The sequence below is a fragment of the Nitrosomonas communis genome (assembly GCF_001007935.1).
GTDB classification, from domain to species: Bacteria; Pseudomonadota; Gammaproteobacteria; order Burkholderiales; family Nitrosomonadaceae; genus Nitrosomonas; species Nitrosomonas communis.
This window is the reverse complement of the sequence record NZ_CP011451.1, coordinates 1,383,715-1,400,410: the sequence shown is the minus strand read 5'-3', so window position 1 is coordinate 1,400,410 and position 16,696 is coordinate 1,383,715. Positions and strand designations below refer to the sequence as shown.

The 16,696-nt window shown below is 41.5% G+C and carries 11 protein-coding genes; 8 read left to right on the top strand and 3 right to left on the bottom strand.

The features are described 5' to 3' along the window. Positions 1-181 precede the first annotated feature (181 nt). The 8 genes from prsR (at position 182) to AAW31_RS06330 (ending at position 12,663) form a co-directional block, all read left to right on the top strand. Positions 182-1,540 carry a PEP-CTERM-box response regulator transcription factor gene (gene prsR / locus AAW31_RS06365; RefSeq protein WP_046849607.1) on the top strand — a complete coding sequence of 453 codons (1,359 nt, stop codon included), beginning with the start codon at positions 182-184 and terminating at the stop codon, positions 1,538-1,540. A 521-nt stretch (positions 1,541-2,061) separates the two neighbouring features. Next, complete coding sequence (locus AAW31_RS06360; protein WP_046849606.1) at positions 2,062-3,645, top strand: acyl-CoA ligase (AMP-forming), exosortase A system-associated; 1,584 nt, start codon at positions 2,062-2,064, stop codon at positions 3,643-3,645. A gap of 5 nt (positions 3,646-3,650) precedes the next feature. Continuing rightward, positions 3,651-4,877: a pyridoxal-dependent decarboxylase, exosortase A system-associated gene (locus AAW31_RS06355; protein ID WP_309567615.1), complete on the top strand. Its 1,227-nt coding sequence runs from the start codon at positions 3,651-3,653 to the stop codon at positions 4,875-4,877. 1,174 nt (positions 4,878-6,051) lie between these two features. After that, positions 6,052-7,059, top strand: a complete 1,008-nt coding sequence (locus AAW31_RS06350) for an IS630 family transposase (RefSeq protein WP_046849604.1) — start codon at positions 6,052-6,054, stop codon at positions 7,057-7,059. 107 nt (positions 7,060-7,166) lie between these two features. Next, positions 7,167-7,964 (top strand): PEP-CTERM/exosortase system-associated acyltransferase, encoded by a 798-nt coding sequence (locus AAW31_RS06345; protein WP_046849603.1) that lies wholly within the window; start codon positions 7,167-7,169, stop codon positions 7,962-7,964. A gap of 12 nt (positions 7,965-7,976) precedes the next feature. Continuing rightward, the gene (locus AAW31_RS06340; RefSeq protein WP_235264516.1) at positions 7,977-8,429 is read left to right on the top strand and encodes a type 2 periplasmic-binding domain-containing protein; all 453 of its coding nucleotides are present in this window, start codon (positions 7,977-7,979) and stop codon (positions 8,427-8,429) included. Further along, positions 8,398-9,666 (top strand): hypothetical protein, encoded by a 1,269-nt coding sequence (locus tag AAW31_RS06335; protein ID WP_200899722.1) that lies wholly within the window; start codon positions 8,398-8,400, stop codon positions 9,664-9,666. Before AAW31_RS06340 ends, AAW31_RS06335 begins: the two co-directional genes overlap by 32 nt. An 87-nt stretch (positions 9,667-9,753) precedes the next feature. After that, the gene (locus tag AAW31_RS06330) at positions 9,754-12,663 is read left to right on the top strand and encodes a bifunctional diguanylate cyclase/phosphodiesterase (RefSeq protein ID WP_235264515.1); all 2,910 of its coding nucleotides are present in this window, start codon (positions 9,754-9,756) and stop codon (positions 12,661-12,663) included. 286 nt (positions 12,664-12,949) lie between these two features. Here the strand turns inward: AAW31_RS06330 and AAW31_RS06325 are convergent, their stop codons facing one another. The 3 genes from AAW31_RS06325 to purM form a co-directional block, all read right to left on the bottom strand. Continuing rightward, positions 12,950-14,206, bottom strand: coding sequence for an RsmB/NOP family class I SAM-dependent RNA methyltransferase (locus AAW31_RS06325; protein WP_046849601.1), 1,257 nt, complete (start codon positions 14,204-14,206; stop codon positions 12,950-12,952). A gap of 145 nt (positions 14,207-14,351) precedes the next feature. Further along, positions 14,352-14,990 (bottom strand): phosphoribosylglycinamide formyltransferase, encoded by a 639-nt coding sequence (gene purN, locus AAW31_RS06320; protein WP_046849600.1) that lies wholly within the window; start codon positions 14,988-14,990, stop codon positions 14,352-14,354. 13 nt (positions 14,991-15,003) lie between these two features. Beyond that, positions 15,004-16,062 carry a phosphoribosylformylglycinamidine cyclo-ligase gene (gene purM, locus AAW31_RS06315; protein ID WP_046849599.1) on the bottom strand — a complete coding sequence of 353 codons (1,059 nt, stop codon included), beginning with the start codon at positions 16,060-16,062 and terminating at the stop codon, positions 15,004-15,006. Positions 16,063-16,696: the final 634 nt, after the last annotated feature.

Below are 16,696 nucleotides of genomic sequence, written 5' to 3'. Positions count from 1 at the left end.
TTTTTGATAACTATTTATAAATTCCATCTGATATCATGCAAATTGCTTTTGGTGATACTAGTGAAAGCCTGTCTGGAGTGTAATTATAATTTAATTAATTGAATATTAATATAATTTACTTCTTTTTAATTTATGTTTATAACATATTCTTGTAAGTTATACCGAAGCGTTTTCTAAAAAGATGAAAGTAAGTAGTAGTCAGAAGAAATTACTTGTAATTGAAGATGACCCTGGATTGCAGAAACAATTGCGCTGGAGTTTCGATAATTATGAAGTTTTCGTTGCAGTAGATCGTGAGAGCGCGCTTGCGCAAGTTCGCCGGCATGAGCCTGCGGTCGTTACTATGGATCTTGGTTTGCCACCAGATCCTGACGGTGCTTCTGAGGGATTAGCGACCTTACAACAGATCCTTGCACTTGCGCCAGATACCAAAATAATCGTTTTGACAGGTAATCAAAACCGTGTAAATGCCTTGAAAGCAATTGAATTGGGTGCGTATGATTTTCATCAGAAGCCCTTTGATCCCAAGATGCTAAGTTTAATTGTTGATAGAGCCTCTTATTTATATGGTTTGCAACGTGAAAATCGTAATCTGCTACTTTCTCAGCTGGATTCCCCAATTTCTGGAATTATTACGCGCGATCCGGACATGATCAAAATGTGTCGTAACGTTGAAAAAGTTGCGACTTCAGATGCGACAGTTATGTTACTAGGTGAAAGCGGCACAGGTAAAGAAGTCTTGGCGAGAGCACTTCATCAGATGAGTTCACGTAAACAAGGGCGTTTCATAGCTGTCAATTGTGCTGCTATCCCTGAGGCTTTGCTTGAAAGCGAGTTGTTTGGTTACGAGAGAGGGGCTTTTACCGGGGCAGTTAAGCAAACGCCAGGTAAAATTGAGTTAGCTCAAGGGGGCACTTTCTTTCTTGATGAAGTAGGAGATTTACCGATAGCGTTGCAGGCAAAATTACTCCGTTTTCTTCAGGAGAGGGTGATTGAGCGTATTGGAGGGCGGGAAGAAATTCCTGTGGATGTGCGTGTTGTCAGTGCAACTCATCAAAACCTTAGGAAGTTGATTGGAGAGGGTCGTTTTCGTGAGGACTTGTTTTATCGGTTGAGTGAGATTCCCATTAAAATTCCACCTCTTCACAAGCGAGTGGGGGATGCAGTGCTGCTGGCGCATCATTTCAAAAACAAGTTTTGCGCAAAAGAGGGGCGCCATTCACTGAGTTTTAGTCAGGAAGCTTTGAGTGCGATTGAGGCATACCATTGGCCAGGTAATGTTCGTGAAATGGAGAATTGTATAAAACGTGTCGTTATTATGGCTGAAGGACCGCAAATTACTCCGGATGACCTGGGGCTTCAGGAATCGGAGATACTGTCCGAGCCGATGAACTTACGTGAAGTTCGTGAAAGGGAAGAATGTAAGGCCGTGGTTAGAGCGCTTGCGAAGGTAGACGGTAATATTGCAAAAGCAGCTGAATTGCTCGGTATTAGCCGCCCAACTTTATATGATCTAATGAATCGACATGGTCTCAAATGAGTATGCGAATACTATTTTAAGATAATGGATAAATTGCTTATTATTTCTTATTTCATTATTAAATCAAAACTAACTTTGTCGGCTTCATCTTGCCGTATGATTAATACTGTCTGTGGCTCGCCTTGGCGTCATTTTTGATTTAGAAATGGAATTAAATCTTGGTATCCAGCTGGCATCTCAGTAAATCCCTTCCGTTTAGTCGAAGGATGATATCCTGTCTGAATGAAAGATTTTTATAAATATTGAAGCATGCAGGGTAAGTAATATACCTTATCATGGATATTAGAATATGGTATGTGCGTAAGTATCACAACAATAGTATTTGGTAACAAGAGGGTATTAGCTACACCTAACTCGTAATAGTCCAGATGGTGTTTGGGGAATATCTCAAGAATCAGAAACTTCTGTAATCGGATAATGATCTTAAAGCGAGATCAAAAAGCTAGCGCTCGAATAATCGATTAATCCAGCTTAGAGCCATAACCTGAGGCTTCTATCCTTTAGCCAATAGAGTATGCACGATGCCGCATCTTTTTCATGAATTGGTTTTTAATTCTGCAAATGATGGTGTGACTACTGAAGCACTTGTGTATCAGCACCTGAGATTGGATTATGCCGCCCTGGCACAAGAGATCCAACTTGCAGCAAATGCATTGCTGGCTTTGGGACTGGGGCGAGAAGAGCGTCTTGCTATTTATCTTGAGAAAAGGTTTGAAGCAGTCATTGCCATTTTTGCTGCTTCTACTGCGGGCGGTGTTTTTGTGCCAATCAACCCGTTGCTTAAAGCAGCACAAGTGGCTTATATCCTTAAAGACTGTAATGTGAGAATATTGGTCACATCAGTTGATCGGCTTAATTTGCTCATCTCTGTTTTGCCAGAATGTCATGATCTTCATACTGTGATCGTAGTAGGACCAACTGAACATTTACCAGTCATTACCGGTGTGCATATAATTTGCTGGCAAGAAGCCATGACTCTACCCGGATCAATCCGCTCTTATCGGTGTATTGATAGTGACATGGCTGCCATCTTATATACCTCGGGTAGTACGGGCAAGCCCAAAGGTGTGGTACTTTCGCATCGTAATTTGGTCACCGGGGCAAAAAGTGTTTCGCAATATCTAAAAAATAATCAAGATGATCGAATTCTATCCGTATTACCGCTTAGTTTTGATTACGGCTTGAGTCAGTTGTCGACAGCTTTTTACGTTGGTGCAACCAATGTTTTGATGAACTATTTGTTGCCGCGCGATATTATCCATGAAGTCATCCGGGAAAGCATCACGGGTCTTGCTGCTGTTCCTTCACTATGGATCCAGCTTGCTCAGTTAAAATGGGAAAAGGTAATAACGCTACGCTATCTAACTAACTCGGGGGGGGCAATGCCCCAGGCTACACTTAATAAACTTCGCTGTGCACTCCCCAATACGAGTATATTTCTGATGTATGGTTTGACAGAAGCATTCCGTTCAACTTTTTTGCCACCGGAGGAAGCCGACAAACGTCCCAGTTCCATTGGCAAGGCGATTCCCAATGTGGAAGTATTAGTACTGCGCGAGGATGGTTCGCAGTGTGCGCCAGGTGAGCCTGGGGAACTAGTACATCGCGGACCGTTAGTATCCATGGGTTACTGGAATGATACTGAAAAGACCACAAAATCTTTTAGACCGCTTTTACGACACTCTGGTTTGACCATGCCAGAGATAGCGGTATGGTCGGGTGACACGGTACGTATGGATGAGGAGGGCTATTTATATTTTATAGGCCGTTGTGATGACATGATCAAGACTTCGGGTTACCGGGTAAGCCCTACTGAAATCGAAGAGATTATTTATTCAACAGAGTGTGTTGCTGAAGCAGCAGCAATTGGTGTGCCGCATCCCACTTTGGGTCAGGCGATTATTGTAGTGGTGGTACCGCTTGAAGGGGTTAATTTGGATACCGATGCATTGCTATTGGCCTGCAGGCGCGATCTTCCCGCTTTCATGGTGCCAAGTTTAATCAAGCTACGACAAGGCCACCTCTTGCGTAATCCAAATGGCAAAATTGATCGTAAAAGTATAGCTCAGGAATTTCTAGATATCTTTATATCAGTAGAAATATGACTGTGATGCGTCCGAAACATGTTCCTATGAAGCAATTTCCTGTACAGAATAATTGCCTTCATGTTGGGGGCATTTCTCTTGTACGACTTAGCCAGCGAGTGGGTAAAACTCCTTTTTATGCTTATGATAGGCAATTGATTACTGAGCGTGTCCATTTGCTGCGTCGTTGTCTGCCTGAAGAGATTCATCTTCACTATGCAATGAAAGCTAATCCTATGCCTGCTGTTGTTCAGCATCTAGCTGGACTGGTGGATGGTATGGATGTGGCCTCTGTCGGAGAAATGAAAGTGGCACTGGATGCAGGAATATCTCCTGACAAGATTAGTTTTGCAGGTCCAGGAAAAAATGAGCATGAGCTCGCTTGTGCCATTGCCGCAGGTATTGTGATCAGCATGGAATCTGAGCGGGAATTGGAGCGTATCACGACGCTAGCTGAACAGATGGGTATCTGTCCTAAGGTAGCTGTTCGAGTGAATCCAGATTTTGAGCTTAAATCTTCTGGAATGAAAATGGGCGGGGAAGCAAAACAGTTTGGTATTGACGTGGAACGCGTTCCTGCTATGCTTGCTCGTATAAGCAAGCTAGGATTAGACTTAGAAGGATTGCATATTTTCTGTGGGTCACAGAACCTTAAAGCAGAAGCTATCCAAGATGCCCATGATAAAACGTTGCAGCTAGGGTTGCAACTTGCACAAGTATCACCTATTCCGATCCGTACATTGAATATGGGAGGGGGGTTTGGAGTACCATATTTTCCCGGCGAAAAGCCACTTGATCTTGTTGCTGTGGGAAAGAACTTACAACGTTTATTATCAGAAATAAAACCGGAGTTGCCTGGAATCCGCTTTGTAATTGAACTGGGACGCTATGTTGTAGCGGAAGCGGGGGTTTATGTGTGTCGTGTATTAGATAAAAAATTATCAAAAGGGCGAGTGTTTTTAGTGACCGATGGCGGATTGCACCAACATCTCGCTGCTTCAGGGAATTTTGGTCAAGTCATACGTAAAAATTATCCTGTCATTGTTGGCAACAAAGTAGAAGCTTCCGAAACAGAAGTGGTCTCTGTCGTGGGACCACTCTGTACTCCACTTGATTTGTTGGCAGATCAGATGGAATTGTCCAGGGCAGATATTGGAGACTTAATTGTCGTATTCCAGTCCGGGGCGTATGGCCTGACAGCAAGCCCGACAGCCTTCCTAAGTCACCCTGAGCCTCTAGAAGTGTTAGTTTAACCCGAATTTTCCCTAACTAACCTTTATCGAGACGAAATCGAAACGAGCGTGCCTGGTAAATAACCGGTTATTATGAGTATTGATGACTGCTGCATTTGAGCCAGATACTGCATAGCTAGTTGGCCCTGAAATATCGACAAGCTATTGATATTAGCCCATCTTTGTCACATCATTTTAAATTCACTATGTTTTACAACAAGTTATTAATGGGTCACACCCCCAGTTGGTACTACGAATTTTAATCTTTGTCTAGAATGATTGTTTTATGTATTCCTCCAGAATTGGAAGATCAATATAAACAGCCTTTTGACCTATCGGTATCGTTCGAAAGCGACGGATCACTTTTCCTCGACACAATAACGTTGCAACTTCGGTAAATGGGGCATCTTGGATGCCACTGATCCTCTTTTATAGCAACTACAATAGCGTTCGCAATATAACGGGTGCTTTGATAAAAATAACCAATTATGCCAAAAGCGTGATAGAGCAAACTCGTCGACATTTTGATATAACCCCATGATTAGGAAATAGTGGTTATTTCAATCTATCTTGCCCTACTTTTCTATCATCTCTTTAAGCTGCTACGTACGCAATTCCCGGATGAACCATTTACTTCATTGCAGAAAACTCCCTTTAACATGGGGTGGAATAGAGTTCTGGTCTTCCGTCTGGTAGCTAATTTCAAAAGTACAAGTTATTACAAACGCTGGCTGTAAATACTTTAAATAATTGAAATCATGTAAATTATTACCTGCTCTGAAGCGACTCCCATTAATTGACAATCTTCTTGGGCTAGCGTGGCATGAATGAATAATATACCTTGACGCCATATATAAATATTTATTTATAAATGATGTTGTAATATTGAGACAGATATCTAAAAATCATTAAGTTATTGTATTAATAAGTATTTCATGTTAATCAATTATTGCTACTGTTTTTTTTATATATTTTTTCATCATTCCATGTTATTTTTCTTAATTATAAGAAATCGTCATTATTTGACGACAGATTTTTATTTTAGATAAGGTTAATGATTAAATTAATAATGAGAGTATTGCTATAAGAGGGTATTGCTATAAATATTAGTAGATTGCTTTGGTTTATACTCCTCATAAATGAAAATTTGGTTTAAGTTGGTGCGCCAATGTCATGAATAGAATAGAATCGTTGTATGTCCTCACGCTACGGCCTAACCGATCAAGAACTCGCTGAGTTAGAGTTTGAACACCGTCATACTACCGATAAGCGTTATGCTGGTTGGGTTAAGGTTGTTTATCTGTTAGGTAAAGGGTGGTCGGCCGCCAAGGTTGCACACGCCCTGTTGAATGACCGTGAAATGGTGCGCAATCAATTCCAGCGATATGGTAAAGGCGGATTGGCTGCCTGGCAAAGAAACGACGCTGGCGGCAGCGACGCTGCGCTTACTCAGCATCTGCGTGAGAATCTCTATCTCACCGCTAAAGAAATCGCGCAGTACGTGGAGCAGACGTGGCAGGTTGCTTACAGAGAAAGTGGCATGACACAGTTATTACATCGATTGGGCTATTTTTACAAAAAACCCAGGCTGATTCCAGGCAAAGCCAATGCTGAGCGGCAAAAGGAGTTTGTTGAATACTATCAAACCCTGAAAGCAAAAAAAGCACCGGATGATCCGATTTATTTCATGGACGCCACGCATCCGCAGCACAACCCAATCGCTGGATATGGATGGATCAGACGTGGCCAGGATCATCAAATTCCGGGCAACACAGGTCGACAATGCATCAACCTCAATGGCGCTATCGATTGCGCTGGACTATGCCCAATCATTCGCTATGATGACACGATCCATGCACAATCCACGATAGCGTTGTTGCAACAAATCGAGCAACAACATCCCGCTGCTGCCCGTATATACGTCATCTGTGATAATGCCCGCTATTATTACTCTCAGCTCGTTACTGAATACTTGTCAGATTTAAAAATCCAATTGATCTTCCTGCCACCTTATGCACCCGATCTGAATCTGATTGGGCGCTATTGGCGATTCTTCAAAAAAGAAATTCTGTATGGCAAGTACTATCAAACTTTTGCCTTGTTCAAGCAAGCTTGCGATGATTGCTTTGTTGCTTCCAACTGCTATAAGGAAGCGCTACGCTCCTTGTTAACCGATAATTTTCAGGTGATCGATTGCGCTTGAGTGCCGAAATTTGAAGTGCGGCCAGTATAGTATGGGAACAGATTGTTAAATCATTATTTTTAATTATTTATCATAACTTTTAATAAATTTTCTTTCAAAGAATTGTAATGAATGATATTGTGGCAGCCTTTCATGAATATTTTGAAATTGTGGTAGCTGATACACCTGAATTACTGAAAGAGGTTTTTAGCTTAAGATATTATATCTGGTGTATTACAGAACGATATTTTGATGCTTCTTCTTATCAAGACCAGTTAGAAAGAGATGAATTTGACGATCGTTCAGTGCATATCCTGCTACGCCACCGCTCTTCTAATACGTTTGTTGGTACGGCACGTTTGATATTATCTATTAACTTATTTAAAAATAGTAAGTTACCCATAGAATTACATACTCATTTTTATTCTGAATTTACAGATTCTAAGCTCTTGCGTCCGCATACAGCTGAAATTTCAAGATTAGCGATTCGGAATGACTTCCTCAAGCGAAAAGAGGATCTGTATTTTGATAACAGCATTAATACGATGGAAAACTTTAATAGAGGGCGACGTAGGCGTTTTCCTCATCCTATGTTAGCATTAATGGTTGGTCTTATTCAGATATGTGCCAGACTTGAAATTTATTACTGGTTTTCTGCAATGACTCCTGCTTTAAATAGGCTATTAGGTTTTTATGGGATGCAGCATGATCCTATTGGGCCATTTGTAGATTATTATGGTTTACGCCGTCCATATTATATAAGCTTATTTGATATGCTCGAAAGGATGTATATAAGTCATCCAAATATTTGGGAATTAGTGACAGATAACGGTAGAATTTGGCCGGTTAATCTTCAGGAGCTTAAATCGATGTATAGACATCAACAAGACTTGCCGAATAATTATGTAAACATAATGACCTGCTAAAACCTATTTAGCATGGCAGCACGCTTCGCTGATTTTTTGTGCTGTATTCTGTTGCTGCTTTTGTTACTCGTTGTAACCCCTGCCACAAGCGGTACTTTGGGTAATGATTCTGTTGAAGTGGTTGTTCACCCTAGTATAGCCATACGTAATATTTCCAGAAACTCGCTACGTGCGATTTTTGGCATGCGCCTTAGAGCATGGCAGGATGGTTCCCCTATCAGAGTTTTTGTGCTTCCTGACGAAGCGCCGTTGCACCATCTTTTTGCCAAAGAAAAACTCAATATCTTTCCATACCAATTACGTTCTGCATGGGACCGGCTTATTTTTTCAGGAACAGGCCAGGCACCCTTTCTAGTAAATTCTGAAGAAGAAATGCGCGTCCGGGTTGCCACAACATCGGGCGCTATCGGTTATTTGAAAAGAGTAAATATAGATGACGGCATCCAAATTCTCCATGTTGAATAGAACAAGTGTTTTGAAAAATTACTTGATCCGAATTGGGATGTTGTTAATTATGCAACATTCGTCCTGGATTAATGCGTCAGATACAGATAAAAAAATTTTGAATGGCCTTCAGATTCATGGTTTCCTGAGTCAAGGTTGGACTAAGACGACAGATGGAGATAAAAAAGAAAAAAACGATTTTTTTGGAGACAGTAGCGGTAAGGAAGGTAGTTTTGCTTTTAGAGAGCTCGGGGTAAATGCATCGCATCGTCCATTGACAAACCTCCAATTCTCAATGCAGCTGATTTCGCGACAGGCAGGCGAGGACAGTAAAGGTGGTATTCGCATAGATTACGGCTTTCTTGATTATACTGTGTTCACATCTGAAGCTAAAGAATTTGGGGTACGTATAGGAAGAACAAAGAATCCCTTCACTTTTTATAATGACACTCGTGATGTGCCTTTTACGAGACCAAGTATTATATTACCACAATCAATTTACTTCGATCGCGTGCGCAATTTTGGCCTTGCTTCAGATGGTATGCAATTATATGGCGAATCACGTTCTGAATGGGGGGATATTACAGCTCAATTCAGTACAGTTTTCCCGCAGGTTGGGGACACTTCTACTGAAGTTGGTGTCCTCGGAGGTAAGTCTCCTGGTGACCTAAAGACGAGATTATCTTATATCGGTCGTATAATGTACGAACGGGATGGCGGGCGTTTACGTCTGGCAGTGAGTGGAGCCCACTTTAATATAGGATATGATCCAGCTCCAGCGGATTCCTTAAGTACCGGTTCATTTCGGTTTTCTCCATTATTTTTTTCTGTGCAATATAATGCAGAGCGTTGGAGCTTCACTTCCGAGTATGCTATCCGTCATATCGAGCGTGAGAATTTCTTTAATGATAATGTTCCTGATTTTAATATTACAGGTGAGAGCTATTATTTCCAAGGTATTTATCGGTTTAACCCTTCTTGGGAGGCTGTATTAAGATATGATGTTTATTATGCAGATAGAAAGGATCGTCATGGCAATAAATTTGAGCGTGATTTTCATCGCCCTGACCACAGTCGTTTTGCCAAGGATTTGACAGTGGGTCTACGCTGGAATATTACCCCTTCGATAATGTTACGGGGCGAGTATCATCTTGTGAATGGCACAGGTTGGCTTTCTACGTTGGATAATCCAAAAAATGAGGACCCGACAGATCAACATTGGAATCTCTTTGCAGTCCAGGCTTCTTACCGCTTTTAAGTAGAAATCTGCATGAAACAAAGTGCCCAGGGAAAATTAATTCATTTTGCTAAATTTGTGGATCGGATATCATCCAAATTTATCAGTTTGAAATGGAAAATTTCATTATTAACCAGCATGATATTGCTGATAGTGGTTACGATATTCAGCATCATTAGCTATAAGAGACTCATCAATAATATTGATCAACAAAGCGAGCAGCAATATCAGCGTCATGTCCGCGAAGTCGAAAAGCTCATTGAGCAAATTTCACATAGTTCTCATTTACTCATCAGGATGCTCCCTTTTCTGAAAGGGATGGATGTAGCCCTATCAACACAAAATACTAAGCAAATTGAAGAGGCATTTGACCATCACTGGCCATTATTGCAGCTCCAGAATGGAATTGAAGCGGTAAGATTTTATGATCAATTTGATCAACTCCTAGTAGGTTGGGATAGTTTCGAGCCAGACATCTATCGTGACAAGCTTATTAAGGAGCATGTGAGTAAAGTCAATTTTCATGAACATCCAGCTAACCCATTGATCTGCCTGGAAAGTTGTATTCAGTATACGATCGAGCCGCTTCTGATAGAAGGTGTCCGTGCAGGAACGATTGTTATTGGCGCCTCACTAGCTGATGTTTTCTTGGGTTTTAAGCGAACATTTGGTTCGGATATTGGTTTATTTCTAAAAGAAAAAAAATACAAGATCACACATAATGATGTATGGTTTCCTGAATGGGATATACGCTTGGCAGCATTGACCAATAGAGATAAAAACATTGATGTCCTTAATCAAACGTTAAAAGAATATCCAGATCTTGTGAGTCTCAAGCAAGGAATCCAAACTCAATCGAATCAACGCCATCAGCGGATAAAACTCTTGCCGTTACAAGGGATAGGTGTGACGGATCAGGCACATTTGGTTATCATTACTGATATCACAGAGACCATTGAAGCAATTCGTGATGCTATTTGGCGTATCGTCAGCATTGGTTTAATTGGTTTAATATTTTCAGGAATATTATTATTTGCCATTCTTTCCAAGCCACTTTCACAGCTTAAGCATATCGTATTTACCTTGCCACTTTTGGCGGGAGGAAGCTTTGGAATTTTCCGAGCGACGCTTTCCTCAATGGGTAGAAAGCAGTGGCTAAAGGATGAGATTGATCTTCTTTATGAAGCGGCAATAGCACTATCTCATAAGCTTGAGAAGCTGGAGGATAAGGTTATTTACCGTACCAAGCAACTTGTAAAGCAACGGGATGAATTAAGTAAAGAGAAAGATTTTATTGCGCATTTGCTGAATACAGCACAGGTTGTCGTGCTGACTCAGGATGTTAAAGGCAAGATAATGATGTTAAACGCATATGGCGAAATGCTGATGCGTTATACTGAAGAAGAGATTAAAAGTAAAACTTTTTTTGAGTTACTGTTGCTGGATGGGACGCAATATCATCTTAACGAGGACTTAAAACAGGTATGTTACGGTCAACGTGAACAATTGAGGCATGAGACAATTACTTTATGTAATGATGGTTCAAAAAAACATATTGTTTGGTTGCATTCCCGATTGTCGTGGCAATCTGAGGAAGATTCATCAGTACTCTCCGTTGGCCTGGATATTACAGAATACAAGCGTGTTGAAAGTAATTTGATATGGTTGGCTAATCATGATCCATTGACCAACTTATTTAATAGACGCCGTTTCAGTGAAGAGCTCGAGCGGATGATCATTTGGTCGCAGCAGAACCAACAACCGGGTGCATTGTTATTTTTTGATCTCGATCGATTTAAATACATTAATGATACCAGCGGACACCAGGCTGGTGATTCTTTACTTAAAAAAGTTGCAGACATGCTGTCTCATACTATTCGTGCGGTAGATATAAAGGCGCGTTTGGGAGGAGATGAATTTGCAGTGATTCTGCCAGAGATTACAGCAAGTGGAGCTATTGAAGTCGCTAAGAAAATTCTATTTCACATAAGTGAAACCCAGTTAATCGTGAAAAATAGGACGCACAAAATTGCGGCAAGTATTGGAATAGCTCTTTTTCCGGAACATGGTAATACAGTGCATGATTTATTGGCTGCAGCCGACCTTGCTATGTATCAGGCCAAGGATAAAGGACGGGGAACTTGGCATTTGTTTTCCAATGACGATGAAATAAGAGAGCGAATGCACACTCTGGTCTATTGGAAAGAAAAAATCGAGTATGCCAATCTATATGATGAGTATTTGCTCTATTTCCAACCGATTATGTCGCTATATGATAGAACGATTACCCATTATGAAGTGTTGTTACGTATGCGCGATAAAGACGGCACTATTTATACGCCTGGTGCTTTTATTGCTGCTGCAGAACATATTGGCCTTATCCACGAGATCGATCATATGGTGTTGCGCAAGGCCATTGCCCAAGCAGCCATGATCAATAAATTGGGTAATCGAATTCGCTTGTCAATCAATTTGTCTGCACATGCTTTCAAAGATCCGGAATTACTCCCCCTGATTAGAAATGAACTGATGTTTCATGGTGTCGATCCCACTCTTTTAATGTTTGAAATAACAGAGACTGCGGCTCTTGAGAATTTCTTTGGAACTAAACAACTACTTGAAGAAATTAAAAAACTTGGCTGCGGCTTTGTGCTGGATGATTTTGGTGTTGGTTTTTCATCTTTTCGCTATTTGAGAGAGTTGCCGGTCGATGCTGTTAAGATAGATGGCTCATTTGTTAAAGATCTCGCAAATAGCTCTGCTGATCGAGTATTGGTTAAAGCCTTATGTAGTGTGGCAAAGGAATTTGGTAAGAAAATTACAGCTGAATTTGTTGAGAATGAGGAAGTGCTTATCTTGCTGGAAAAAATGGGAGTTGATTTTGCGCAAGGCTATTATATTGGTAAGCCATGTGCAGGGAATGAGATCTTCCATCACCTGAAGCTTGATGGTGCTGTCAATAAATTAGAGTATTCCTATTCTGGCAAAAAAGTAATTCCATTTCGAAATCAAAAATGACGCAAAGGCGAGCCGTAGATAGTATCAATGATACGGCAAGGTAAATCCGACAAAATCAGTTTGATTTAGCGTGAAACACTACGAAATTTGAGCGCAAAGTAATATCGCGGTCGAATCCTGCGATACGGAATATTGGTCAATTAATGCTTATTCAGTTATTCCTTCCAAGCGCCACCTCTGGCGCCTCTAATATCGGATAACGAGCAAGCATTTCTAAATGCGTTTCATTATATGGGGTGGGCAGCAAACTGACAATGACCGTTAGAAATGGAATAAGTGGATCAGATTAATTTTCTCTCTCCAAAGCTGCAGCAAAGAAGCCATCAGTTTGGTGAAGTGCAGGTGATAGTTGCAAGTATTCCCCTGTATCAAGCGGTATCTTTTGTTGTGCCAGTAGACTCGCACAATTTAATTGAGCGAAATGAGGATTATCAGAAAGAAAGTGTTTTACAATGTCTTGATTTTCTTCCGGTAGAAGGCTGCAGGTAGCGTAAACCAGTCTGCCGCCGGGTTTAAGTAGATTTGCAGCAGAAGAAAGAATGGCGGCCTGTTTGCGTTTTAATTCTCCAATACTCTGCGGTGTTTGCCGCCATTTCAGATCCGGGTTGCGGCGTAAAGTTCCTAATCCACTGCAAGGTACGTCAACGAGTACCCGATCTATTTTTCCGTACAGACGTTTTAGCCTGATGTCATTTTCATTGTTGATGCGTTGAGGGTGCAAATTGGACAAACCAGAGCGCTTAAGCCGTGGCTTTAGATTATTGAGCCGCTTCTCAGAAATATCGAAAGCATAAATACGGCCTTGGGAATGCATGAGCGCTCCCAGCATCAGCGCTTTGCCCCCAGCGCCTGCACAAAAATCAACTACCATTTCGCCACGTCGAGGTGCCAGCAGATAGCCTAGAATCTGACTGCTTTCATCCTGTACTTCTATTTTGCCAGAAAGAAACAGCGGATCTTGGTTAATAGCGGGTTTCCCGGATAGACGAATCCCGATAGGTGAGTAGGGTGTAGCATGTGCCTTGATACCTTCCTGATTTAATAAGGTAAGTACCTCATGACGTTTTGCAAGCAATGTATTAACGCGTAAATCTAAAGGAGCGGGTTGCTGGAGCGCCTGACCCAATCTAAGAATCTCGGTATCAGATAAAAATTTTTGTAATTTTTCCATTAACCAGTCAGGAAATTCTGCTTGAATAGCAAGAGGCTGCGAGCCTAAATTGATCGCTTTAATGTGAGCGAGCCATTTAGCTTCAGATTCACTGATGAAGGTGGTTAGTTCGCGCAAATTCAAGCCTTCAAATTTGACGAGGTAGGCGAGAAGTAGGGCGCGGGGTGTTGCTTTTTCTGCCAGGTATTCTAGAAAAAACCTGTGACGTAAAATGCCGTATACAATCTCTGCAACTGCAGCTCGATCATTTTGGCCTGCCATTGGATGATTACGGAAAAACACGCGTAGCAGGCTATCGGCGGGAGATTCCAGCGGTAATATCGTACGTATGGCTGCTATGGCCATATCCAGTTGAGTAAATGTTAGGCGCATGGTGAATGATAATAAAGAGAATATTTTGTCAGCGCTTCAGATTGGCCTATGAGAATGGTTTGTTTTTGACGACGGGCGCTACCGCATTGATTAAAGACACAGCAAAAATTAATTTTGGAATGCCCAATGCGTTTGAAGCAAATGTTTATTGATCTAACCGAGGCGAATATAAAACATATTGTTCTGTAGTTGCTTCTCGAATTTTTATACTATTACTGGTAAGCATAAGCCGATCTTCCAGAAACCAGCGTACAGCTTGCGGGTAAATCAAATGTTCCTGTTGGAGAACCCGTGCAGCCAGGGTTTCAGTGGTATCTTCTGGCAGGACAGGTACCGCAGCCTGAATAATAATGGGACCATGATCAAGCTGTGGGGTAACAAAATGTACCGTACATCCATGTATTTTTACACCTTCATTGATTGCGCGTGCGTGCGTATTCAAACCGGAGAATGCGGGTAATAAGGAGGGGTGAATATTGATTAATCGATTCTGATAACGGCTAACAAAACTATTACTAAGAATGCGCATGAAACCAGCAAGTGCTATTAAGTCAGGTTGGCAGGCATCAATTTTTTCTGCGAGCGCAGCATCGAACAATTCGCGGCTGGGATAAGCACGATGATCTAACACATGTGTTTCGATATGACGCGATCTTGCAATTTCTAATCCTGTTGCAGCCGGATTATTGCTGATCACAGTGATGGCCTTTGCCGGGAGTTTGGCATCGAGCAACATCTGCATGTTGCTACCTCTACCAGAAATAAGAATAACCAAGGATTTCATAAGGTATGACTGATCAAACAATCAGAATAGCTGGTTCATTAGCATCACGTTGCTTGATATGACCGATTTGCCAGACTGTTTCTCCATTATCATGCAAGACAGCTATGGCTTCTTTTGCATACTCTGGCGCAACCACCAAAACCATTCCTATACCGCAATTGAAAACCCGGAACATTTCTTCATCAGTAACGTTGCCTTGCTGTTGGAGCCAATGAAATAAAGGAGGAATTTCCCAAGATTCTTTGTTAACGTAAGCCATTGTTCTCATAGGCAGAATGCGTGGAATATTTTCTAGTAACCCTCCCCCGGTAATATGAGCTATACCTTTTACCGGTAATCGTCTGAATAGCTCTAGTACAGGTTTTACGTAGATACGGGTTGGTGCCATAATAGCTTCTATCAGCGTGCCATTTTCGAGCTTGTTGTTCAAATCAATAGCATGTTTTTCAATAATTTTGCGGATTAATGAAAAGCCATTCGAGTGCACGCCATTGGAAGTAATTCCGAGAACGACATCGTTTTCCGTAATGGAAGAGCCATTAATAATGCTATCTTTCTCTACGACGCCTACCGCAAAACCGGCCAGATCGTATTCACCTTCTGGGTACATGCCGGGCATTTCAGCTGTCTCACCCCCAATTAAGGCGCATCCAGCTTGCATGCAACCTGCTGCAATACTTTGAACAACCCGAGCAGCAGTATCGACGTCTAGTCTGCCACAAGCAAAATAGTCCAAAAAGAACAAGGGTTCTGCACCTTGCACGAGAATATCATTGACGCTCATGGCAACCAGATCGATTCCAATACTGTCGTGCTGGTTAAATTGAAAGGCAAGTTTCAATTTAGTGCCTACCCCATCAGTTCCCGATACTAATACAGGATGACGGTATTTATGCGGGACTTCAAAGAGTGCACCGAAACCTCCGATGCCGGCGAGTATTTCTGGACGCCATGTGCGTTGAGCAAAAGGTTTGATCTTCTCAACCAGAAGATTGCCTGCATCAAGGTTTACGCCGGCGTCGCGATAGGATAGCTGATCTGATTTAGGATGTTGGGGGTTAGATGAAGTCAAGTTGAGTTCTCACTTGGTTACGGATAGAGTGTCACATTTTAGTAAAATGTAATTTTACCGCAAATGAACACTAAACACTCTGAAGATCAACATTCTCTTTGGTAGATCATTTTTATCGGCGTGCTTGGAACACTGATTTATCTCCTGGGCCAATACTGGCGCGTTTTATCTTAGCCGAGTGATTGCTTATATCAGTATCGGCTGGCGATATTAGATTTTTTAATGAATTTATTGCTTGCACTCATTGTGTCGTTTTACCTGCTCCATGATAGAAATTTCTTGATTTCCTAAATCAATGAGTGGATACCGCCAATTTGACGAAAGCGGCTGTATCCTTATGTATGAAACGATCGTGTGCTGGCAGAGCTCTGACGTGGTCTATAAGTGATGGGTTTATTGGTGATTGGGCTAGAATTTGCTGTATTAATTGACTCCTGGCGTGGATTTTGTATTTGTATCTTATTTGGATGCAATCGTAGATTTGCTACTTGCGACATTTGCCACACTGATGCAATCTCAAGGATGGAGCAGCGTGATCAATTTGCATAAGCAATATCTGGATACGATGCGTTCTTGATTGTTTTTATTGTTTTTTAATCTCGCAATGATTTAATTCCAATTGATATTTCCCTAA